19 protein-coding genes are annotated in these 22,200 nt (G+C 72.2%); 12 read left to right on the top strand and 7 right to left on the bottom strand.

Annotated features, from left to right (window positions below; genetic code table 11):
• Positions 1-57 precede the first annotated feature (57 nt).
• The 6 genes from OG257_RS26915 to OG257_RS26890 all read left to right on the top strand — a co-directional run bounded on the left by OG257_RS26915 (position 58) and on the right by OG257_RS26890 (position 6,387).
• Entirely contained in the window at positions 58-1,305 is a 1,248-nt protein-coding gene (locus OG257_RS26915) for a prenyltransferase/squalene oxidase repeat-containing protein (RefSeq protein ID WP_329211551.1), read from the top strand.
• Complete coding sequence (locus OG257_RS26910) at positions 1,302-1,976, top strand: SCO2322 family protein (RefSeq protein ID WP_329211550.1); 675 nt, start codon at positions 1,302-1,304, stop codon at positions 1,974-1,976. The genes OG257_RS26915 and OG257_RS26910 overlap by 4 nt, the downstream gene beginning before the upstream one ends.
• Positions 1,973-3,121, top strand: a complete 1,149-nt coding sequence (locus OG257_RS26905; RefSeq protein WP_443054490.1) for an energy-coupling factor transporter transmembrane component T — start codon at positions 1,973-1,975, stop codon at positions 3,119-3,121. The genes OG257_RS26910 and OG257_RS26905 overlap by 4 nt, the downstream gene beginning before the upstream one ends.
• The gene (locus tag OG257_RS26900) at positions 3,118-4,851 is read left to right on the top strand and encodes an ABC transporter ATP-binding protein (RefSeq protein WP_329211548.1); all 1,734 of its coding nucleotides are present in this window, start codon (positions 3,118-3,120) and stop codon (positions 4,849-4,851) included. Before OG257_RS26905 ends, OG257_RS26900 begins: the two co-directional genes overlap by 4 nt.
• Positions 4,848-5,672: an ECF transporter S component gene (locus OG257_RS26895; protein ID WP_329211546.1), complete on the top strand. Its 825-nt coding sequence runs from the start codon at positions 4,848-4,850 to the stop codon at positions 5,670-5,672. The genes OG257_RS26900 and OG257_RS26895 overlap by 4 nt, the downstream gene beginning before the upstream one ends.
• Positions 5,673-5,946: 274 nt before the next feature.
• On the top strand, positions 5,947-6,387 hold the full coding sequence (locus OG257_RS26890) for a lytic transglycosylase domain-containing protein (RefSeq protein WP_329211545.1): 441 nt from the start codon (positions 5,947-5,949) through the stop codon (positions 6,385-6,387).
• A gap of 71 nt (positions 6,388-6,458) precedes the next feature.
• Here OG257_RS26890 and OG257_RS26885 read toward each other — a convergent pair whose 3' ends face one another.
• From OG257_RS26885 to aroQ, 3 genes are read right to left on the bottom strand one after another with little or no spacing between them, the layout of a single operon-like run.
• Positions 6,459-8,243, bottom strand: coding sequence for a bifunctional sugar phosphate isomerase/epimerase/4-hydroxyphenylpyruvate dioxygenase family protein (locus OG257_RS26885; protein ID WP_329211543.1), 1,785 nt, complete (start codon positions 8,241-8,243; stop codon positions 6,459-6,461).
• Positions 8,244-8,303: 60 nt separating this feature from the next.
• Positions 8,304-9,167: a shikimate dehydrogenase gene (locus OG257_RS26880; protein ID WP_329211541.1), complete on the bottom strand. Its 864-nt coding sequence runs from the start codon at positions 9,165-9,167 to the stop codon at positions 8,304-8,306.
• Positions 9,164-9,634 (bottom strand): type II 3-dehydroquinate dehydratase, encoded by a 471-nt coding sequence (aroQ, locus tag OG257_RS26875; protein ID WP_329211539.1) that lies wholly within the window; start codon positions 9,632-9,634, stop codon positions 9,164-9,166. The genes OG257_RS26880 and aroQ overlap by 4 nt, the downstream gene beginning before the upstream one ends.
• Positions 9,635-9,778: 144 nt before the next feature.
• On the opposite strand from aroQ, the gene OG257_RS26870 reads away from it, so the two are divergent.
• From OG257_RS26870 to OG257_RS26860, 3 genes are all read left to right on the top strand, one after another.
• Positions 9,779-10,441 carry a TetR family transcriptional regulator gene (locus OG257_RS26870; protein ID WP_329211537.1) on the top strand — a complete coding sequence of 221 codons (663 nt, stop codon included), beginning with the start codon at positions 9,779-9,781 and terminating at the stop codon, positions 10,439-10,441.
• 262 nt (positions 10,442-10,703) lie between these two features.
• Positions 10,704-12,065 (top strand): MFS transporter, encoded by a 1,362-nt coding sequence (locus OG257_RS26865; RefSeq protein ID WP_329211535.1) that lies wholly within the window; start codon positions 10,704-10,706, stop codon positions 12,063-12,065.
• A gap of 69 nt (positions 12,066-12,134) precedes the next feature.
• Entirely contained in the window at positions 12,135-13,103 is a 969-nt protein-coding gene (locus OG257_RS26860; RefSeq protein ID WP_329211534.1) for an AEC family transporter, read from the top strand.
• Positions 13,104-13,243: 140 nt separating this feature from the next.
• Here OG257_RS26860 and OG257_RS26855 read toward each other — a convergent pair whose 3' ends face one another.
• Positions 13,244-13,774 (bottom strand): DoxX family protein, encoded by a 531-nt coding sequence (locus OG257_RS26855; protein WP_329211532.1) that lies wholly within the window; start codon positions 13,772-13,774, stop codon positions 13,244-13,246.
• A 216-nt stretch (positions 13,775-13,990) separates the two neighbouring features.
• Between OG257_RS26855 and OG257_RS26850 the strand changes: the two genes are divergently transcribed.
• Positions 13,991-14,941, top strand: coding sequence for an Lrp/AsnC family transcriptional regulator (locus tag OG257_RS26850; protein WP_329211531.1), 951 nt, complete (start codon positions 13,991-13,993; stop codon positions 14,939-14,941).
• Positions 14,942-14,954: 13 nt separating this feature from the next.
• On the opposite strand, the gene OG257_RS26845 is transcribed toward OG257_RS26850, so the two are convergent.
• Together OG257_RS26845 and OG257_RS26840 are read right to left on the bottom strand one after the other, a co-directional pair.
• Entirely contained in the window at positions 14,955-16,982 is a 2,028-nt protein-coding gene (locus OG257_RS26845) for a bifunctional glycosyltransferase 87/phosphatase PAP2 family protein (protein ID WP_443054577.1), read from the bottom strand.
• Positions 16,983-17,200: 218 nt separating this feature from the next.
• Entirely contained in the window at positions 17,201-18,307 is a 1,107-nt protein-coding gene (locus tag OG257_RS26840) for a serpin family protein (RefSeq protein ID WP_329215371.1), read from the bottom strand.
• A 61-nt stretch (positions 18,308-18,368) separates the two neighbouring features.
• Between OG257_RS26840 and OG257_RS26835 the strand changes: the two genes are divergently transcribed.
• Positions 18,369-18,845 (top strand): GNAT family N-acetyltransferase, encoded by a 477-nt coding sequence (locus OG257_RS26835; RefSeq protein ID WP_329211527.1) that lies wholly within the window; start codon positions 18,369-18,371, stop codon positions 18,843-18,845.
• Positions 18,846-18,898: 53 nt separating this feature from the next.
• Here OG257_RS26835 and OG257_RS26830 read toward each other — a convergent pair whose 3' ends face one another.
• Positions 18,899-20,941, bottom strand: coding sequence for an MDR family MFS transporter (locus OG257_RS26830; protein WP_329211525.1), 2,043 nt, complete (start codon positions 20,939-20,941; stop codon positions 18,899-18,901).
• A 139-nt stretch (positions 20,942-21,080) separates the two neighbouring features.
• Here OG257_RS26830 and OG257_RS26825 point away from each other — a divergent pair, with 139 nt between their 5' ends.
• Positions 21,081-22,097, top strand: coding sequence for a peptidoglycan-binding domain-containing protein (locus OG257_RS26825; protein WP_329211523.1), 1,017 nt, complete (start codon positions 21,081-21,083; stop codon positions 22,095-22,097).
• Positions 22,098-22,200 lie beyond the last annotated feature (103 nt).

Genomic DNA, 22,200 nt, shown 5'->3' with positions numbered 1-22,200 from the left:
GAGCCCGGTGCATCCGTGTGCCCGTGCCCGGTCCTCGCAGGAGAGGCCCAGCCCGCCATGACCGTACGCCGCCGCGCGGCAGCACTCGCGATCACCGCCGTGCTCTGTTCCGCAGCCGCCCCCGCAGCGGTCGCCGCACCGAGTCCTTCCCCGTCGGCGGACCTGCCGGCCGGTCTGTACGGGACGAAGGACCCCACGTACGACGGTGTGTGGCGACAGTCGCTGGCCTTCCTCGCCCAGAGGATCGAACTGGTCACGCCCGCCACGGAGTCGGTGGACTGGCTGGTGGGCCAGCAGTGCGACGACGGCGCCTTCGCCTCGTACCGTGACGCGTCCAAGCCCTGCGACGCGAAGACGGTGGCGGACACCAACGCGACCGCGGCCGCGGTCCAGGCCATGGTCGAGCTCGCCGTGCACCGCGAGGTCGTGGACATGGGCGTCGGCTTCCTCAAGTCCGTACAGAACGAGGACGGCGGCTGGGGGTACAACCCGGGCAGCCCGAGCGACGCCAACTCCACCGCCGTCGTGATCGGAGCGCTGGCCCGCGCGGGTGTGCCGCTGGCCGACATCACGACCGACTCGGGGAAGACGCCGTACACGGCGCTGCAGACGTTCGCCCTGCCGTGCGGCGGCGAGGGCGGCGGCGCGTTCGCGTACCAGCCGGACAAGGACGGCAAGCTCACCGCCAACGCGGACGCCACGGCGGCCGCGGTGCTCGGCGCGATGGGCAAGGGCATGGCCGCCGGCAACTCCAACGCGGTGAAGGCCCCCGTCTGCCACAAGGGCACCGGTCTCACGGCCGAACAGTCCGCGCAGAACGGCGCCTACTACCTCGCGGGCGCGCTCGCCAAGTCGGGCCATCTGGACCTCCCCCCGATGCCGGGTGCCGAGGACTCCGCACCGCAGCCGGACTTCGGCAACACCGCCGACGCGGTCGTCGCCCTGGCCGCGTCCGGCCACAAGGACAAGGCGGCCGGAGCGGTCACCTACCTGCAGAAGAACTCTCAGGCCTGGGCCAAGGAGGGCGGCCCCGCCGCCACCGCCCAGCTGGTGCTCGCCGCACACGCGACGGGCGCGGACGCCCGTGACTTCGGCGGCGTCGACCTCGTCAAGCAGCTCAACGCGTCCGGGCCCAAGCCTGCCGCCACCGCCGTGCCCTCGCCGACCGCGTCGGCGCAGCAGTCGAAGGACACGAGCAGCGACGACGGCGGACTGGGTGTCTGGTGGCTCGTCGGTATCGGTCTCGCCTTCGGTGCGGGCATCGGCTTCCTGCTCAGCGGACGCCGGAAGAACCAGGGCCTGTGAGGCGCACGCCGGTCACCGCGGCGCTTCTCCTCCTCATCGGCGTCCTGCTGACCGTGCTGGGCGCGGGCAGCGCGCAGGCGGCCGGTTACCGCTACTGGTCGTTCTGGGAGGGCGACGGCGGCAAGAACTGGGCGTACGCCACGCAGGGCCCGTCCCTGGTCCGGCCGGACGACGGCGCGGTGCAGGGTTTCCGGTTCTCGGTGAGCGAGGACTCCCAGGATTCGGCGCAGCCGCGCAGGGCCCCGGACTTCGGGGCGATCTGTGCGGGGACCCCCGCGAAGGACGGCACCAAGCGGATCGCGCTGGTCATCGACCCGGGCACGGCGGCGGACGCCCCGGACGGCGAGAAGCCGCCCGCGCTGCGTACCGCGTGCGCCCAGGTGGAGCCGGACGCGAGCACCGCCGAGGCGCTCGCCTCCGTGGCGAAGCCGCTGCGGTACGACAGTTCCGCGATGCTCTGCGCGATCTCGGACTATCCCGCTTCGGGCTGCGGTGAGCAGGTCGGCGAGGACTCCGGTGCCTCGGACACCGGCGATCCGGCCACGGCGTCCGCCACGGACGACGCCTCCGACGGCTCCGGCGGCGGCCCGTCGGCCGGTGTGCTGGCCGGGGTCGGCGCGGTCCTCCTGCTCGGTATCGCCGCGGTGCTGCAGGCCCGACGCCGGCGATGACGCGTTCCACCGGCACGGCCCGGCTCCACCGTGCGCTGCTCGCGCCCGAGGCCACCCGCAGCAACGCGCTGCCGGCCGGGGCCTGGTGGCTGTGGGCGCTCGGCCTCGCCACGGCCGCGTCCCGTACGACCAATCCGCTGCTGCTCGGGCTGCTGGTGGGTGTGGCGGGCTATGTCGTGGCGGCCCGCCGCACGGACGCGCCGTGGGCCCGCTCGTACGGTGCCTTCCTCAAGCTGGGGCTGTTCGTCGTCGGTGTGCGGCTGGTCTTCTCGGTGTTCCTCGGATCACCGATCCCCGGCACGCACACGGTGTTCACGCTGCCCGAGGTTCCGCTGCCCGACTGGGCGCGGGGGGTCAGGATCGGCGGCCGGGTCACCGCGGAGCAGCTGGTCTTCGCGTTGTACGACGGGGCGAAGCTGGCCACCCTGCTGATCTGTGTGGGGGCGGCGAACTCGCTGGCCAACCCCGCCCGGCTCCTGAAGTCGCTGCCGGGCGCGCTGTACGAGGCGGGAGTCGCCGTCGTCGTCGCGATGACCTTCGCGCCGAACATGGTCGCCGATGTGGTGCGGCTGCGGACGGCCCGGAGGCTGCGGGGGCGTGCGACCGGCGGGGTCGGGGCGGTGCTCCAGATCGGTCTGCCGGTGCTGGAGGGCGCGCTGGAGCGTTCGGTGGCCGTGGCGGCGTCGATGGACGCCCGGGGGTACGGGCGCACGGCCCAGGTCCCGCCCGCCGTCCGGCTCACGACGAACGCGCTCACGCTCGGCGGGCTGCTGGGTGTGTGCGCGGGAACGTACGGGCTGCTGGCCGTGCAGGGCGCGGTGTACGGGCTGCCGCTGCTGCTCGCCGGGCTGGTCGCGGCAATGGCGGGGCTCAGGCTCGGCGGGCGCCGCTCCGTCCGTACCCGCTACCGGCCGGACCGTTGGGGTGTACGCGCCTGGCTGGTCGCGGGCTCGGGCGCGGTGGTCGCGGCCGCGATGATCTGGGCGGGGAGCGCCGATCCGGCAGCGCTGCGCCCCGGTGTCGTACCGCTGACCGCTCCCGTACTGCCGCTGTGGCCCGCCGCCGCGGTGCTGGCCGGGCTGCTGCCCGCCGTGGTGGCGCCCGTCCCGCCGCCGAACTCCCGCACGTCCAAGGAGCAGCCGTGATCCGGTTCGAACAGGTTTCGGTGCAGTACGAGGGCACGGACCGTCCCACGCTCTCGGGCGTCGACCTCACCGTCCCGGAGGGTGAGCTGGCGCTGCTCGTCGGCCCGTCCGGGGTCGCCAAGTCGACGCTGCTGGGCGCCGTCTCGGGTCTCGTGCCGCACTTCACCGGCGGTGTGCTCAGGGGCCGGGTCACGGTCGACGGCCGTGACACCCGTACCCACAAACCGCGTGAACTCGCCGATCTCGTCGGCACGGTGGGCCAGGACCCGCTCGCCCACTTCGTCACGGACACGGTCGAGGACGAGCTGGCGTACGGCATGGAGTCGCTGGGCCTCGCCCCCGATGTGATGCGGCGGCGCGTCGAGGAGACGCTGGACCTGCTGGGTCTGGCCGAACTGCGCGACCGTCCGATCGCCACGCTCTCCGGGGGCCAGCAGCAGCGCGTCGCGATCGGCTCGGTCCTCACTCCGCACCCCAAGGTCCTGGTCCTCGACGAGCCGACGTCCGCGCTGGACCCGGCGGCCGCCGAGGAGGTCCTGGCGGTGCTCCAGCGTCTGGTGCACGACCTGGGGACGACGGTGCTGATGGCCGAGCACCGGCTGGAGCGGGTGGTGCAGTACGCGGACCGGATCGTCCTGCTGCCCTCGCCCGGCGCCGCCCCGGTCATCGGCGCGCCCGCGGACATCATGGCCGTCTCGCCCGTACGCCCGCCGGTGGTGGCCCTCGGGCAGCTGGTGGGCTGGGAGCCGCTGCCGCTGTCGGTGCGCGACGCCCGGCGCCGGGGCGCGGAGCTCCGGGAGCGGCTGGCGCAGGTGCGGCCGCCGTCCGGGCCCGCCGCCTCCCCGTCCCCCGTCGTCGCCCCGCTCCCCGCTCTTGCCGCCGCGCCCCCGGGGCTGATCGGCCGGCTGCTCGGCCGTGGCCCGCGCACCGCGCCCGGACCCGGTGCGGACGACCCCGTCACCCGGGTCGAGAGGCTCGGCGTGCGGCGCGGGCGCGTCGAGGCGCTGCGCCGGGTGACGCTGTCCGTCGCGCCCGGCGAGACCGTGGCGCTGATGGGCCGCAACGGTGCGGGGAAGTCGACCCTGCTGTCCACGCTCGTCGGAATGATCGAGCCGACCACGGGTTCCGTACGCGTGGGCGGCCTGGTCCCCTCCCGTACGGCCCCGCGCGACATGGTGCGCCGGGTCGGGCTCGTACCCCAGGAGCCACGCGATCTGCTGTACGCCGACACGGTCGCCGGCGAGTGCGCGGCGGCCGACTCCGACGCGGGCGCGCCCGCGGGCAGCTGCCGTGCCCTGGTCTCCGAGCTGCTGCCCGGTGTGCCGGACGACACCCACCCGCGCGACCTGTCCGAGGGGCAGCGGCTCGCCCTGGCCCTGGCGCTGGTGCTCACCGCCCGGCCCCCGCTCCTCCTCCTGGACGAGCCGACGCGCGGCCTCGACTACGCGGCGAAGGCCCGCCTGGTCGGGGTGCTTCGCGCTCTGGCCGCCGACGGCCACGCCATCGTCCTGGCCACCCACGACGTGGAGCTGGCGGCGGAGCTGGCCCAACGGGTGGTGATCCTCGCCGACGGAGAGATCGTCGCCGACGGCCCGACCCGGCAGGTCGTGGTCTCCTCCCCCGCGTTCGCCCCGCAGACCGCGAAGATCCTGGCCCCGCAGGAGTGGCTGACCGTGGCACAGGTACGTTCGGCGCTGGAAGCGTCCGACCCCGGGGAGCCCACCGCATGACCGGCTCCCGTCCGGCGCGCCCGGTCCGTATCGGCCCGCGTGCCGCTGCCGCACTCGTCCTGGTCAGCGCGATCGGGGTGATCGCCTTCGGCTGGCCGCTGCTGGCCGGCGAGGGCTCCGGTGTCACCGCCCACGCCCAGGACGCGCCGTGGCTGTTCGCCGCGCTGCTCGTCCTGCTCGTCGGCGTGGTCGTCGCGACGATCGCGGACGGCGGCCTGGACGCGAAGGCGGTCGCGATGCTCGGCGTCCTCGCGGCGGTGGGCGCCGCGCTGCGCCCCCTGGGGGCGGGCACTGCGGGCCTTGAACCCATGTTCTTCCTGATGGTGCTGAGCGGCCGGGTCCTGGGCCCGGGCTTCGGTTTCGTGCTCGGCTCGGTGACGTTGTTCGCCTCCGCCCTGCTCACGGGAGGGGTGGGTCCGTGGATGCCGTTCCAGATGCTGTCGATGGGCTGGTTCGCGATGGGCGCGGGCCTGCTGCCCGGGCCGGAGCGGCTGCGGGGCAGGGGTGAGGTGCTGATGCTCGCCGCGTACGGATGTGTGGCGGCGTTCGCGTACGGCACGGTGATGAACCTGCAGGGCTGGACGCTCGTGACGGGCCTCGGGTCCGGGATCTCCTTCGTCGAGGGCGGCCCGCTGCACGAGAACCTGGTCCGCTTCCTCGCGTACTGCGTGGCCACCTCGCTCGGCTGGGACCTGGGCCGCGCCGTCCTCACCGTGGTCCTGACCCTCACGATCGGGCCCACCCTGCTGAAGGCGCTGCGGCGGGCCACCCGGCGTGCGGCCTTCGAGGCCCAGGTCACATTCGAGGTCCCGAAGGCGTGAGGGCGCCCACAGGACCTCGGTCCTGTACGACCCGGCCCCGTAGGGCGTGATCCCCGGCCGGGGCCGCGTTCCGGGCGGCGCGTCCGTGGCTTTCGGCCCCCTGGTACTACGCAGGGTCGTATCAGCGGTCGTTGCGCGGCCCGGTCCGCGTCGCTGACGATGGATGACGTCGCCGAGCACCGCAGCGTCCGTACGGACGGACCGCGGTCCACGAGTACCGGTCCCGCACATCAGGACCGGCCGCGACCTCCCCGTCCCCGACGTTAGGTTCCACGTGTCGTTTGCCCGTCGCATCCTCGCCCAGCCCCGCATCACCCGTCGCAGGGCCGCTGTCACCGGCGCCTCCGTGCTGCTGGGTGCCACCGGACTGGCCATCGGCGTGACCCCGGCGATGGCCGCTGCGCCCGCCGCCGCTCCGACGACCGCGGCGAGCGCGCAGGACACGGCGAAGAAGATGATCGACGACAGCGCCCAGTACGAGTGCTTCAACAAGATCGTGGACCACGAGAGCGACTGGGACGTGCACGCCTCCAACGCCTCCTCCGGTGCGTACGGCCTGGTCCAGGCCCTGCCCGGCTCGAAGATGGCATCGGCGGGCTCCGACTGGCAGACCAATGCCAAGACGCAGATCAAGTGGGGCGTCGACTACATGGAGGACCGCTACGGCAGCCCGTGCGGCGCCTGGGACTTCTGGCAGTCCAACGGCTGGTACTGATCCAGCGGCAGACACATGGCACAGGGCCCCGACCGGTTCACCGGTCGGGGCCCTGTGGTGTGCGGTCACGTTCACGTCCGCTGGGCGGCGAGCCGGACGGGGGCGTTCTGGGCCCCGTAGCCGTCGTATCCGCCGGTGCGCTCGACGAGTTCGAAGAAGAGACTGCCGGTCGTCACCGTGTAGCAGTGCCGGAACTCCCCCTTCTCGTCACGGTCGTAGAGGATGCCGAGTTCGCGGTACGTCTCCAGCTCGCCGGGGGCGAACTCGTGGCGCGCGGCCAGGTCGTCGTAGTAGTTGGCGGGCACCGGCAGCAGTCGCGCGCCGGCCGCGCGGGCCCGGCGGACCGCGGTGACCAGGTCGTCGGTGGCCAGGGCCACGTGCTGAGGGCGTGCGGGGTCGTCCGTGGGGGACGCCCCCACGCCGAGGGCGATGCGTACGGTTCCTTCGGGATTGCTTGCGGCTCGGCTGCGGAGCAGGCCGTACGGGTCCGCGAGGTCGATGCTCGCGTGCGGCAGGAGGCCGAGCACGCTGCGGTGGAAGAGGGCCGCCTCGTCGAACTGGTGCCAGGGCTGCGTCAGCGCGACGTGGTCGATGCGGGTGACGCCGATGCCGCCGGGCGGCGTGTGCGGGGCGGGTGCGAAGTCGCCGGTCCAGTCGGGGTGCCCGGGACGGCCCGTGGCGCAGAAGAAGAACTCGGTGCCGTCGGGCGCGGCCACCGCGTCCAGCGGTGCGTCCCGGGGTGCGCGGCGCCTGGGCAGTACGGGGGCGAGGAGGGACTCGGCCCGGGCGGACGCCGCCGCCGGGTCGGGGTTCTCCAGGCCGATGGCGGTGAGCGAGGGGTCCGGCCGGTGGCTGCCGGTGTCGGTATCGGTGTTGAGGAGGATGCGGGCCTCGCCCTGTTCCCAGAGGTCCACCGGCTTGCCGGAGTGCCTGGCCGTGCGGGAGAAGCCGAGTGCGGTCAGCAGGGGCGTGATTCTGGCCGTGTCGGCGGTGGCGATCTCGACGAAGGCGAATCCGGTGGGGACGACCGGTGCCGGAGGCGCGGTCAGACCGGCGGACTCCTGCAGCAGGGCGAGGGAGCGCTGGGCGTCCACCGCGGTGCGGCCCGCGTCCGCCTGACGGAAGACGTCGTTGAAGACCTCGAGGGAGAGGGGGCCCTGGTAGCCGGCCCGCACAGCGGCCCGGACCAGCCCGGCGACGTCCAGGTCCCCCTGGCCCGGGAAGCAGCGGTAGTGGCGGCTCCACTGCAGGACGTCCAGGGCCATCAGCGGGGCGTCGGCGAGCTGCAGGAAGAAGATCCTGTCGCCGGGGATGTCCGCGATCCCCGCGGGGTCGGAGCCCCGGGCGAGGATGTGGAAGCTGTCCAGGCAGACGCCGAGAGCCGGATGGTCCGCGGCTTCGACGATGCGCCAGGCGTGGTCGTACGTACTGACGTGACGGCCCCAGGCCAGCGCCTCGTACGCGATGCGGATGCCGGACTCCTGGGCGAGGTCGGCGAGTCGGCGGAGCTGGCCGGCCGCGAGCGCGTCGTCGTCGAGGGTCTGCGGGGAGACGCTGGAACAGACCAGGACCGTGTCGGCACCGAGCCGCCGCATCAGCCGGAACTTGTGCTCGGCACGCCGCAGGTTGCGGGCGAACACGTCCTCGGGGACGGCCTCGATGTCACGCATGGGCTGGTAGAGGTCGATCGTCAGGCCGAGGTCCGCGGTCCGTTCCCTGATCTCCTCCGGTGTGAGAGGGCTGCCGATCAGGTCGTTCTCGAAGATCTCGACGCCGTCGAAGCCTGCGCGCGCGGCAGCGGTGAGCTTCTCGGTGAGCGGGCCGCTGAGCGAGACGGTGGCGATGGACGTACGCATGTCGGTCCTCCGGGCTTCGGGGATCGGGGATCGGGCTTCGGGGGTCCGGGGGTCCGGGGTTCAGCGGGTGGACGTGAGATCCGCGATGTCGGCGAGCATGCGCGCGGTGTCGGGTTCACGGCCGGTGAAGAGCCGGAAGGAGTCGGCGGCCTGGTAGGCGGCCATGCCGCCGCCGTCGAGGGTGGCGCAGCCGAGCGCGCGGGCGGTGCGTACGAGGGTCGTCTCCAGCGGGCGGTAGACGACCTCGGCGACCCACAGGCCGGGGTGCAACAGGTCCGCGGGGAGCGGGAGTCCGGGGTGGGCGGCCATCCCGATGGGGGTGGCGTTGACCAGTCCGTCGGCGTCGGCGGTCCGCTCGGCGATGTCGAGGAGGTCCGCGGCTTCCGCCCGCCCAGGACCGAAGTGCAGGTTCAGGGAGCCGGCGAGGGCCGCGGCCCGTTCGGGAACGGCGTCCAGCACGGTGAGCCGGCCGGCGCCCAGGGCGAGCAGGGCGTGGGCGACGGCCGCTCCCGCGCCGCCGGCGCCCAGCTGCACGACCCGGTCCAGTGCCGCGTCGGGCAGCCCTCGGGCGAAGGAGGCGGCGAAGCCCGTGGCGTCGGTGTTGTGGCCGGTCGCCCTGTTTCCCTCGAAGACAACGGTGTTGACCGCGCCGAGCGCCTCGGCCTGCGGGGAGAGCGCGTCGAGGTGGTCCAGGACCTGCTGTTTGCAGGGGTGGGTCACGTTGAGGCCGTCGTACCCCATGTCGCGTGCGGCGCGCACGAGTTCACCGGTCCTCTCCGGCGGGACACCGAGTGTGCCGATGTCGATGAGGCGGTACAGGTAGCGCAGCCCCTGCCGGTCGGCTTCCCGTTCGTGGAGCGCGGGGCTGAGCGAGGGGCCGATGCCGGAGCCGATGAGGCCGACGAGGTACGAGTCCGGGCTCAACGGTTCTCCTCCAGGAGCTGGGCGAGGTGGGCGAGGGCCATGGCGTACCCGTGGGCACCCGCCCCGCAGATGACCGCGTCGGCGACGGCCGAGACGTGGCTGTGGTGGCGGAACGCCTCACGCCGGTGGATGTTCGACAGGTGCACCTCCACGACGGGCAGCTCCACGGCGGCGAGCGCGTCGCGCAGGGCCACCGAGGTGTGGCTGTACCCGGCGGGGTTGATCACGATCCCCCGGTGGGCCGTTCGGGCCTCGTGGACGGCGTCGATGAGCACGCCCTCGTGGTTGCTCTGCCGGCAGTCGGCGCGCAGACCGTGCTCCTGTGCGGTCCGGCGGCAGAGCTCCTCGACGTCGGGGAGGGTGCCCGTTCCGTAGACGGCGGGCTCGCGCAGACCGAGGAGGCCGAGGTTCGGCCCGTTCAGCACGAGGACCGGGGCGCCGTGGGGTGTGTCGGCGTGGTTCGGCATCGCTCACCTCCCATTAATGTACGGACTGGTTAGTTAGTCTTACCGAATGTGGGCCGCCCTGGGAAGACCCCGGCCCGGATCGGCCGCCCCGCCCCCCGGCTCCTAGAATCGCGAGCACTCACCGACTGCCCGCGAAGGATCCGGATGACCAGCACCGAAGGACCCGCCCAACCCGCTGGGCGCACCCGCGACGCGGCCCGCACGCGGGAGGAGATCCTCACCGTGGCCACGCGGGAATTCGCACGTCTGGGCTACACGGGGGCCCGGGTCGACGAGATCGCGGCCAGCACCCGCACCACGAAGCGCATGATCTATTACTACTTCGGCGGCAAGGAGCAGTTGTTCACCGCGGTGCTGGAGCGGGCGTACAGCAGGATCCGGGAGGCGGAGCAGCTCCTGGACGTCGAGCACCTCGACCCCGTGGCCGCGGTCCGACGGCTGGCGGAGTTGACCTTCGACCACCACGAGGACCACCCGGACTTCATCCGGCTCGTCAGCATCGAGAACATCCACGAGGCCGAACACATCGCCGCTTCCGCCGAGTTGAGCCGCATCGGCTCCCCCGCGATCGATGTCCTGCGGCGCATCCTGGACTCGGGCCGCGCATCGGGGCTGTTCACGGCGGACGTCGACGCCGTGGACCTGCACGCGATGATCAGTTCCTTCTGCTTCTTCCGGATCGCGAACCGGCACACCTTCGGGGCGCTCTTCGGCCGCGACCTGGTCGCCACGGACCGGCGGGAGCACTACCGGACCATGCTCGGCGACATGATCATCGCCTATCTGACGGCCGACCGGGCAGCCTGAATCCCGCAGCCGGGGCCGGTCCGGGAGCAGGGCCGGCCGAGGCGGCCGGGGAGCGGGCCGGGTGCACCGCGGACCGGGTGAGTTCTGCGCGGACTCTTGACAGGGGCGTCATCTCCTCGCAGCATCCGTAGCCATCCGCAACTAACTACCTAGTGCGTTAATTAGCCGCACCGCCCGCTCCCCCGCTCCCTCCACCCGCTCGCCCCACCCGCTCGCCCCACCCGCTTGCCCCCCGCACGGAACGTCCCCGAAGGAGTACGACGTGACCGTTCACGACCCCGCCACCGGTCCACCGCTGCCTCAGACCCAGCCCCGTAAAGCCGCGCTCGCCGCCTGGATCGGCAGCGCCCTGGAGTACTACGACTTCTTCATCTACGGCAGCGCGGCCGCGCTGATCTTCCCGAAGGTCTTCTTCGACGAGTCCGATCCCGCGAACGCGACGCTGCTGTCGCTGGCCACCTTCGGTGTCGCCTACGCCGCCCGTCCCGTCGGCGCGCTCTTCCTCGGCCATGTCGGAGACCGGGTCGGCCGTAAGAAGATCATGGTCTTCACACTGATCCTGATGGGCCTGTCGACGTTCCTCATCGGCTGTCTGCCCACCCGGGAGCAGATCGGTGGTGCCGCTCCGGTCCTGCTCGTGCTCCTCCGCATCCTCCAGGGCATATCCGCGGCGGGTGAGCAGGCCAGCGCCAACTCCATGAGCCTGGAACACGCACCGGCGCACCGGCGCGGCTACTTCACCAGTTTCACCATCAACGGAACGCAGGCCGGTCAGCTCATCGCGACCCTCGCCTTCATCCCCGTCGCAGCCCTCCCCGAGGAGCAACTGCTCTCCTGGGGCTGGCGCGTCCCGTTCTGGCTGAGCATCGCCGTCGCGGTGACGGGTTACGTCATCCGCCGCACCCTGGAGGAGACACCCGTCTTCACCAAGCAGGCGGCGACCGAGGGCGTGGCGAAGCTGCCGCTCGCCGTGCTGCTCCGCGACCACTGGGCCGATGTACTGCGGGTCGTCGGGTGCGCGGTGGTCGCCACCGTCAGCACGATCTTCACCGTCTGGGCGCTGTCGTACGCGACCAGCGACGCCGTGGGCATGGGCCGCACCGGGATGCTGTGGGTCGGCGCCCTGGCCAATCTGGTCGCCCTGTTCACGATTCCGCTGTGGGCCCGGCTCTCGGACCGCATTGGGCGCAGGCCCGTCTTCCTGATCGGCGCCATCGGAAGCGCGGTGGTCATGCCGCTCTACCTGTGGGCGATCTCCACCGGCAGCTACCCCCTGGTGCTGGGGCTCGGCATTCTCGTCTTCGGTGTCGTCTACAGCGCCGCCAACGGCATCTGGCCCTCGTTCTACGCCGAGATGTTCCCCACCCGGGTCAGGCTCTCGGGCATGGCGATCGGCACCCAGACCGGCTTTGCCATCGCCGGTTTCGCCGTGGCCTTCGCCTCGCAGATCGCCGGCCCCGACGGGGACAACTGGGCAGGCGTCGCGCTCTTCGCGGCGGCACTCTGCCTGCCGCCCGTCATCTCGGCGCTCACCGCCCGTGAGACCGCCCATGTGGCGACGGAGCACCTCGGGGAGCGGAGCGGCGAGGTCACCCCGAAGGCCGGGATGTCGGTGGGGGTCTGACCCCCGCCCCGCCCCGCATCCTGCTGTGGCCCGGCCCCCCGTACGGCCGGGCCACGGCACGCAGGGATCATGAGCCGCATGCATGACCTGCTCTCCGCCTTCGCCCCCATCTGGACGCTGACCGCCATCGGTTACGCGGCCGGGCGGGGGCGACTGCTCGGGGAGCAGGCCGAGGCGGTACTCGGCCGCTTCGTCTTCCATGTGGCCATGCCCGCGGCGTTGTTCATGATGGTCTCGGACGCGCGGCTTGGTTCGTTCGTGAACGCGACGGTGATCGCCTTCGCCGCGGGCACGGTGCTCGTCTCCGGTCTCGGCCTGCTGGTGGCCCGGCGCTTCTTCGGCCGCAAGACGGCCGACGGTGCGATCAGCGGAATGGCGTCGGGCTACGTGAACTCGGCCAACCTCGGAATTCCGGTGGCCGTCCAGGTGCTGGGCGACGCGTCGTTCGTCGCCCAGGTCATCCTGTTCCAGGTGCTGGTGGTGTCGCCGGTGATCCTGACGCTGCTGGACTCCGGCACGGACCGGGTGAACACTCACTGGCGTGCGGGTCTGCGCCGCATGCTGACCATGCCGGTACGCAACCCGGTCATCATGGCCTCGCTGCTCGGCGTCTGCGTGTCGGCCACCGGCCTGCGACTGCCGGAGGCGTTCACCCACTCCTGCGATCTCCTGGGGTCCGCAGCCGTTCCCACGGCCCTGATCACGCTCGGCCTGTCGCTGCACACCCGCCCGGAACCGGCGGCATGCGCGGCCCCGGTCGGCCGGGCGGAACTGGGGACCGTGGTGGCTCTCAAGACGCTCGTGCAGCCCCTGATCGCCTTTGCCGTCGGCGGCCCCCTGCTCCTGGACCTCGACGGCCCCCAGCTCCTCGCGGTCGTCCTGTGCTCCGCGCTGCCGACCGCCCAGAACGCCTTCATCTACGCCGGCCAGTACGGGCTGGACACCACGCTCGCCCGCAATTCGGTCGTGGCGTCAACGGTCGTGTCGATGGCCACGCTGTCCTTGGCGGCCTGGGCGCTGGGACCGTCGCACGGCTGAGCCGTTCGAGTGGCGGCCCCGCGGTTTCGGGCGGATGCTGGTCAGACGCGGCGATCCCGGCCGAAGGGGTACCGGGGAGGCGGAAGTCTCCCCGGTACCCCTTCGGCCACTCCCGCAGCCCCCTCGGAGCTCCGTCCCCGTCATCGGCGGGCCACGGCGGTGTCGTCGGTGCCGCGCCGGATCACACCCGGCCACGGCCGACCGGTGTCACGGGCGGCCGCCCACAGGGCTACGGCGATGAAGACCAGCTGCTCGGGAATCCTGAACCACAGCGGCGTGGCCGGGTCGCCGTCGAACGGGATGTTCTCGACGGCGGCGTAGACATTGGCCGGGAACATCAGCACGAAGAGCACCGCCAGGCCGATCCCCGCCGCCGTACGTGTGCGGGTCCGGACGAGGCCGACCGCGCCGGCGAGTTCCAGTACCCCGGTCAGGTAGACCATCACGCGGGGAAACGGGACGAACGGCGGCACCATGGCTGCCATGTCGTCGTGGCCGGGCATCATGCCCATGCCCCGGGGGGCGAAGTGCGCGGTCGCGGTGGCCACGAGCATGACGGCAAGGCCGTGTGCCGCACTGGTTCGCCCGCTCGCGAACCGGCTGACACCCAGCAGACCGAGGAGGCGGAATCCCAGCGTCGGGCCGGCAAGGAGCATGAGGGTTCCGAACACGGTGTCCTCCGACAGAGACGAGATGCGCAGAGCGAACAGGGCTGCGCGGGAACGGCTCAGCGCTCCCGCGGCGTGAACTTCAGGCGTGGCGGCCGTCGTTGCCGTGCGCACCGGTCGAACAGCGCCGCCATGGGCTCGATGCTGCATCGGCCGCGAGCTCCGGATCCCCAACTCCCGTCCCCACGCCGCAATCCGACACCGCCCTACACTGGTCCGGTGGATTCGGTCACGCTGGACGCACTCGATCTGCGGCTCCTGCACGCCCTCCAACTCGACGGGCGCGCAGCCTTCAGCAGGATCGCCGACGTCCTCGATGTCTCCGACCGCACCGTGGCCCGCCGCTTCGGCCGGCTCCGTACCACCGGGATCGCCCGCGTGGCCGGGGTGACCGACAGCCACCGCACCGGCCATGCCGAATGGCTGGTGCGTCTGCGCGTCCCGCCCCCCGGCATCGTCCCGCTCGCCCGCGCGCTGGCCCGCCGCCCCGACACCGCCTGGGTGACGGTCGCTTCCAGCGGCACCGAGATCATCTGTGTCTTCCACGTCGCCGAAGAGGGCCCGGCACCCCTGGGCGCGCTGGGCCGCCTTCCGCAGGGCACGCAGATCGACGCGCAGCGTCTGCTGCGCCCGGCGATGGACCACCGCTGGACGGGCCGGACGTCGGCGCTCACCGAGGAGCAGATCGCCGCGCTGAGGCCGGCCCCGACCGCCGGCACCGCTCCGGTCCCCCTCACCGGCCTCGACCGCCGGCTGCTCCCCGCCCTCGCCGCGGACGGCCGTGCCGCCTACCCGGATCTCGCCCGGCAGGTCGGCTGGTCGGAATCCGCCGTACGCCGCCGTCTGGACGAACTCCGCCGGTCGGGCGTTCTCCGGTTCGACGTCGAGATCGACTCGCGCCTCTTCGGCTTCTCCGTGCAGTGCCTGCTCTGGCTGACCGTCACACCCGCCCGGACCGCCGGCGTCGCCCGGGCCCTGGCCTGCGATCCCGAAGCGGCGTTCGTCGGCAGCACGACAGGCACCCACAACCTGTTCGCCATCGCCGTCTGCCGGGACGCCGACGCCCTTCACACCTATCTCACCGACCGCATCGGCTCACTCGACGGCGTCGACCGCATGGAAACCGTGCTGATCACCAGCTACACCAAACGAACCGCCCCGGCGCCCTAGGGACCGGGGTACGTCAGCGTTTGCTGCCCACCGGCTCGCCCACCGGGTTCCCCGCATCCTCCGCAGGTCCGGTTCCGGCCGCGGGACCCGCCGCCGCAACAGGCTTGCGCCGGAGGGTCCGGGGCCCGGACAGGACGTACGTCAGGCCGAAGCCCATGCCCACGACGGCTGCGCCGCCGACCGCGTCCAGCACCCAGTGATTGCCCGTGGCGACGATCGCGGAGACCGTGAAGAGCGGGTGCAGCAGGCCGAGTGCCTTCATCCACGCCTTCGGCGCGAGCATCACGATCACCACACCGCACCACAGCGACCAGCCGAAGTGCAGCGACGGCATCGCCGCGTACTGGTTGGTCATCGACGTCAGCGTCCCGTAGTCCGGCTTCGCGAAGTCCTGTACGCCGTGGACGGTGTCGATGAAGCCGAGGCCCGGCATCAGCCGCGGCGGGGCCAACGGGTAGAGCCAGAAGCCGATCAGGGCGAGGACCGTGGCGAAGCCGATGGAGCTGCGGGCCCAGCGGTAGTCCGTGGGCCGCCGTACGTACAGCACACCGAGGATCGCGAGCGGCACGATGAAGTGGAACGTCGAGTAGTAGTAGTCGAAGAAGTCCCGCAGCCAGGTGACCTCCACGACCGCGTGGTTGGCCCAGTGCTCGATGTCGATGTGCAGCCACTGCTCGATGGAGTGGATCTGCCGGCCGTGCTCCTCGGCCGTGGGGCGGCCCGCGGTCGCCGCCAGTCGCACCTTCGCGTAGGCGGAGTAGACGACCCGGATCAGCAGGAGTTCCAGAAGCAGGTTCGGTCTGCTGAGCACCCGCCGCCAGAACGGCAGCAGCGGCACGTGTCTGAAGCGCGAGGCGACGGGTTCGGCGTAGTCCGTGGGGACCGGCCGCTGCCAGTGCGGCGAGGTGCGCGACAGGAACGGCGCCACGCAGGCCGCCCCGAGCGCCGCGATGAGCAGCACGTTGTCGCGTACGGGAAGGAGCACTCCGATGTTCGGCAGCAGCATCTTCCCGGGCAGCGTGAGGACGAGCACCACGACGGCCGGCCAGACCAGCCGGTCCGAGGCCCGGGTGCCGACCCGTCCCACGACGGCGAGGAGCACCCACAGCAGCTGGTGCTGCCAGGCCGTCGGCGAGACGGCGACCGCCACACAGCCGGTGACGGCGACGGCGAGGAGCAGCTGTCCGTCCTGGGCGTAGCGCACCGCGCGCCGCAGCCCGAGGAAGGTGACACCGGCGGCCAGGACCAGGAGGAGCGCGATCTCCAGGGGGCCTTCGAAGCCGAGGCGGAGCAGCGCGCCGTGCAGCGTCTGGTTGGCCAGGCTGTCCGGGCTGTCGCCGAGTCCGGCGCCAGCGACATGGTGCACCCAGTAGGTCCAGGAGTCGCGCGGCATCGCCGCCGCGGCCAGCGCGGTGCAGGCGGCGAAGGCGGCACCGCCGGTCACGGCGGCCTGGCGTCGGCCGGTGAGCCAGAGCAGCCCGGCGAAGAGCAGGACGGCCGGCTGGAGGGCCGCGGCGATGCCGATGAGCACACCGGGAAGGCGTTCGCCGCGCGCGGCGAAGCAGGCGACCAGCACCAGCAGGACGGGCAGGATGCTGGTCTGTCCCAGGTACAGGGCGTTGCGGACGGGCAGCGACAGCATGAGCAGGGCGATCGCGACGGGCGCCGCGAGGAACGTGGTGCGGCGGCTCACGGGGGTGGGCAGGGCGCGGGCGGCGACCAGGCCGAGCGCCGCGACGAGCAGCAGGGACCCGAAGGTCCACACCACGCCGAGGGTCTGCTCGGCCGAGGCCGTCAGGGGTTTCAGCACCAGTCCCGCGAAGGGGGTGCCGGTGAACCGGCCGGCGTCGTACACGGATCCCGCCACGTGCAGGACCCCGTTCTCACCGATCCAGGTCTCCAGGTCGGTGAGGCGTTCGCCGGGGGGCTGCCGCAGCACCACCGCCATCTGCCGTACTGCCAGCACGGCCACGAGCAGCCAAAGGACTGTCCGGGCCGCCCCGGTCCTCGTCCCCAGGTCCGCCGTCGCGTTCCCCCGCACACTGCGCTCCGCATCTGCCACGCGCGCCGCCCCTCCCACCGTTCGTGCACCATCCCCTCGAGCCGGGTATGTGCGGATGAAGCCTCGCATTGCCCCATCAGGAAGACCCAATCAACCCCCTCTTCGCCTGACTGTCACCACGCATTTGCCCGAAAGAATGCTCAGAACATGAAAACCGTCCCTCCGCGGTGCCCGGAATCCGGCGGTCCGGTTGCTCGTCAGCCCTCGTGGACGGGGGCGTCCGCCTGCCAGCCCGCGAACAGGGGCACGTCCGCGGAGCCGTCCAGGACGACGATCCCGAACGGGCGGTCGAACGCGAGGTGCCGCACCACCCGGGGCCGGGGCGCGGCCGCTCGTCGCATCGCCACGACCGTGACCGCCGCGGCCTCCACACCCTCCTCGGCGATCGTCAGCACGGCCTCCTGGACCACCTCCGAGACATGGAGGGGCTGGGACGACAGCCCCGAGAAGTCCGCTTCGGCCGCACTGGTCGCGAGCCGTACACCGAGCGCGGGCAGCTGTTCGGTGACCTGGACGTTCGTACGCAGGGTGAATCGAGGAACCCCGATGGTCGCCTGGTCGGCGTCCAGCGGGGCACCCTCCTCCCGGGGCGCCCACGCGAGGGGCAGGACCTGCGCCGCCCCCGCACCGGGCTCCCCGAGGACGAGCCTGACGCGTGCCGGAGCCGCCCCGCCCGGCTCCGTACGGCAGCGGAGCTCCACGACGTACGCGCCCGCCACCGCCCACGCGTCCCGAAGCGGCACCGACGCGTGCATCGTCGCTGCCGGGCGGGTCCTGCCCGCCGCGTCCGTGAACGGGACCTCACGGGTGCGGTTCGCGTCGAACGAGGTCTCCCAGAACGCCTTCAGAGCCAGCGCGTTGACCAGCGCCAGAGCGACGCCGTCGAGCTGCAACGGGAGCCGTTCGATCAGGCCGCCGGTCCTCTCGCGCACCCAGGCGTCGATCTCGTCCGAGTCGAGCGGCCCGAACCCGATGTCCGGCAGGGCGTCCATGTACTCCTGACGGACAGGCACCCTGCTCCACACCCGGGTCGCCACCCTCAGCGCCTCGGTACGCCCCCACTCCCGCGCCGCCTCCGTCACGACGGCTGCCGCCGCCTCCTCCGCCACCCCGAGCACCGAGCGGAGTTCGTCGGCCGTCGCCCCGCGGGCTCCGGCGGCGACGGCGGCCATCGCCAGCCACAGCCCGGCCGGCGAGCAGACGAAGCCGCCTTCCTGACCGGGCCCGGCCAGCTCCCGTATCCACTGCTCGCCGAGCCGCTGCACCGCTGCCGCCCGGGCCGCCGGGTCGGAGTACTGCACCATCACTGCCCCCTGCACGTATTAATGGTTCGTCATCCGGTCGTACCGAAGCCAGAATGAACCAATGACCTGGATCGTTGCCCCCGAGCACTTCGGCACGCCCGACGCGGAACTCCTGCGCAGGGACTACTACGACGAGGTGGCGAGCCGCTACTGGGGACGGCCTGCGACCACCGGGGAGATCGACGAGGGGCTGACCGGCGACGGCGTCGAACTCCTCGCCCGGCCCACCGGCGAGTTCGTCGTCGGCAGGTACGGCGGCAAGGCGGCGAGCTGCGCGGGACTGCGGCTGGTCGACGCGGGGACCGCGGAGCTGACCCGGGTGTACGTACGCCCCGGATTCCGCTCCACCGGGGGCGGCGGGCTGCTGCTGGCGGCGATCGAGAGTGCGGCACGTGCCTTGGGAGTGCGGCAGATCCGGCTGGACACCCGCAACGACCTGGTCGAGGCACGCGGGCTGTACGCGAAGCACGGCTACCGTGAGGTTCCGGCGTTCAACCAAGGGCCCTACGCGGAGCACTGGTTCGCCAAGGAGCTGTGAGCCGCGGCCCCTGTATCCCGTAGGACACGGGATACAGGGGCCGGTCGGGTCCGTCAGGCCAAGTGGTCGCGGGGCGGTTCGGGCATGTGCGGCCGTTCCTTGCTCGACCCGCTGACCTCGGCGGTCAGCTCCGCGACGAGACGCACCAGGTCGGTGGGCCGCTCCGGACCCCACCAGTCCCCCAGCATCTCCGCCAGGGACTCCTCACGGGCATTCGACAGCTTGACCACGGCCTCGGCACCCAGGTCGGTCAGCACCATCTCCAGGCCCTCGCGCCGGACCAGGCCGCGCTCCTCCACCTGGCGGGCCGCCGCGAGGATCACGTGAAGTGGCACGGGGGCGGCCTCGGCCAGCCTGGCGGGTTCGACGGTGCCGTGCCGCTTGATCCGCAGCAGCAGCCAGCTGGACGCGGGCAGCAGGTCGTATCCGGCCCTGGCGGTGATCTTCTCGTAGATCTCCCGGCGCCCCTCCCGAGTGGCGAGCACCGAAAGGGCGCGGGCGCACTCGTCGTACGAGGAACGCTGGACCGGGTTCGACGCCAGGGTCTCGCTGGTGTCGGGGGCCCTCACCGAACCGCGCAGGGGGTCCTCCCTGAGGAACCAGGCGACGACGAAGGCGACCACGACGACGGGTGCCGCGTAGAGGAAGACGTCGGTGATCGAGGTCGAGTACGCGCTGAGGACCGAGGGGCGCAGGTCGGCCGGGAGCCGGCTGATGGCCCGTGGGTCGGCGGCGAGGGCCTCGGCGTCGACTCCGGGCGGCAGGGAGCGCCCGGCGAGCGCGTCGCCGAGTTTGCCGGTGAGCCGGGTGGTGAAGATGGTGCCGAAGACAGCGACGCCGAACGAGGCCCCGATGGACCGGAAGAAGGTCGCTCCGGACGTGGCGACCCCGAGGTCCTCGTAGCTGACGGCGTTCTGCGCGACCAGGACCAGCACCTGCATGACCAGGCCGAGCCCGGCGCCGAAGACGAAGAAGCAGATGCTCATCTGCCAGGTGGAGCTGGTCTCCGAGAGCTGGTGGAGCAGCATCAGACCGGCTGCGGTGAGGGCGGTCCCGACGAGCGGGAAGACCTTCCAGCGGCCCGTCCGGCTGACGATCTGCCCGGAGGCGGTCGAGGTGATCAGCATGCCGAAGACCATCGGCAGCATGTGCACACCGGACATCGTCGGCGAGATGCCGTGCACCACCTGGAGGAAGGTCGGCAGATAGGTCATCGCACCGAACATCGCGAAGCCGATGATGAAGCTGATGACCGCGACGAGGCTGAAGGTCCTGATCCGGAACAGCTTCAGTGGCAGTACGGGTTCGGCCGCCCGGCGCTCGACGCCGATGAACGCCACGAGGAGCACGACGGCGAGGACCGCGAGGGCGATGATCTGGACGGAGTCCCAGTCCCAGGTGGTGCCTCCGAGTGAGGCGACGAGGACCAGACAGGTGGCGACGGAGGCGATGAGGAAGGTGCCCAGGTAGTCGATGGTGTGCTTGGTGCGGCGGACCGGAATGTGCAGCACCGCCGCGATGACGAGCAGTGCGACGACCCCGATGGGCAGGTTGATGTAGAAGACCCAGCGCCAGCTGAGGTGTTCGGTGAAGAAGCCGCCCAACAGCGGCCCCAGGACGCTGGTCACACCGAAGACCGCACCGAACAGTCCCTGGTACTTGCCACGTTCACGCGGCGCGACGATGTCTCCGACGATGGCCATGGACAGCACCATCAGCCCGCCGCCGCCGAGTCCCTGGAGCGCTCGGAAGCCGATCAGCTGCGGCATGTTCTGGGCCATGCCGCAGAGGGCCGAGCCGATGAGGAAGATGACGATGGCCGTCTGGAAGAGCTTCTTGCGGCCGTACTGGTCGCCGAGCTTGCCCCAGAGCGGGGTCGCCGCCGTCGCCGCCAGCATGTAGGCGGTGACCACCCAGGACAGGTGGTCCAGGCCGCCCAGCTCGCTGACGATCGTCGGCAGTGCGGTGGAGACGATGGTCTGATCGAGTGCGGCCAGCAGCATGCCGAGGAGCAGTGCGCCGATGGCCACCAGGACACTCCGCCGGGACCTGCCCTCGCCCGGTGCAAGGGGCGGCGGGCTCAGCTGCTGGGCCATGAACGTCTCCTCGGGTCCGCTTCTCCCCCATCCTGGCCGCTGTGTCACGTTATGGCCTGCCGAGCAGCGGTGCGGGCGTTGGGCTTCCCGGCGGCGGCCTGCATAATCGCAGGCAGTTCAAAGGGGAGGGGAACCCACGATGACCGGACATATATGCCCGGAGTGCGGCGGCGAGCAGAGTGCGAGACCGGGACCCGGGGGTGCGGGCCCCGGGAGCACAGGGCACCGGTGTGCCTGCGGGACCCGTACGGCCCAGTTGCCGGGCGAGGAGCACCGGGCCGCACGCTCGGCCGAGATGGCCGCGGCCGAGGACTTCGATCCGCTCCGGATCCGGCCGTACGTGACGCTGTCGAGTGACGCCGGTCAGGAGCACACCGCCCCCGCGGCGGCCACGACGATGCCGATCTTCATGGGCGGTGCGGCGGGTGCCGGTGCCGTGGGAGCCGGTGCGGCGGGCGATGCCGCGGGCCGGTTCCCCGACGCCGACCCGGTGGACGAGAGCCGTCGGCGTACCGCCGCCGCCTACGCGGGCGGTGGCCCCGAACCTGTTCAGCCGCGCCGTCGGCGGCCGTTCGCCGTCCTCGCCGCGGGCGTGGCTGTGGTCGCGGTGGTGGGGACGGCCGCCTTCGCGGGCGGCCTGTTCGACAAGGATGACAGCCGGGAGGAGGCCCTGCCCGAGGTCGCGACGAGCGTCCCTGACGCGAGCGGACCCGCGGACTCCGTGTCGGAGTCCCCGTCCGCTTCCCCCTCGTCGACACCCTCGCGGTCCGCCTCCGCGTCACCGTCGTCGTCGCCCTCGGCGTCCGCGTCGAAGAGCCCGTCCGCGTCCCCTTCCGCCACTGCCTCCCGGACGCCGTCACCCTCGGCGACCGCGACGCAGTCCCCGGAGGAGACTTCGGCGCCGCCCGCCCAGATCGCCGGGCCCACGCTGCGGCGCGGTGACCAGGGCGCGGAGGTCGCCGAGCTCCAGCGCCGGCTGCAGGAGATCTGGGTCTACCGCGAGCCGGACAACGGGGAGTACTCGGAGCGCGTGGAACGGGCTGTCCGCGAATTCCAGACCTGGGTGTCGGTCCAGAGCGACCCCCCGGGCGTGTACGGACCGGAGACCCGTCGCGCGCTGGAGGCGCAGACGACCGGCAACGGGCGGCATTCCTGACGCGCGGATGTACGGGAAGGGGCGGCCCGGCCGTGCGGGAAGGGGCCCGGCCTGCGGGATTGGCGTTCCGGCGACGGTTTTTGTATCGTGATGGAACAAAGTA

Origin of the sequence: Streptomyces sp. NBC_00683, assembly GCF_036226745.1 — a bacterium.
In the GTDB taxonomy this organism is placed as follows: Bacteria; Actinomycetota; Actinomycetes; order Streptomycetales; family Streptomycetaceae; genus Streptomyces.
The sequence above is the reverse complement of the archived record's forward strand: the minus strand, read 5'-3'. Positions and strand labels throughout refer to the sequence as shown.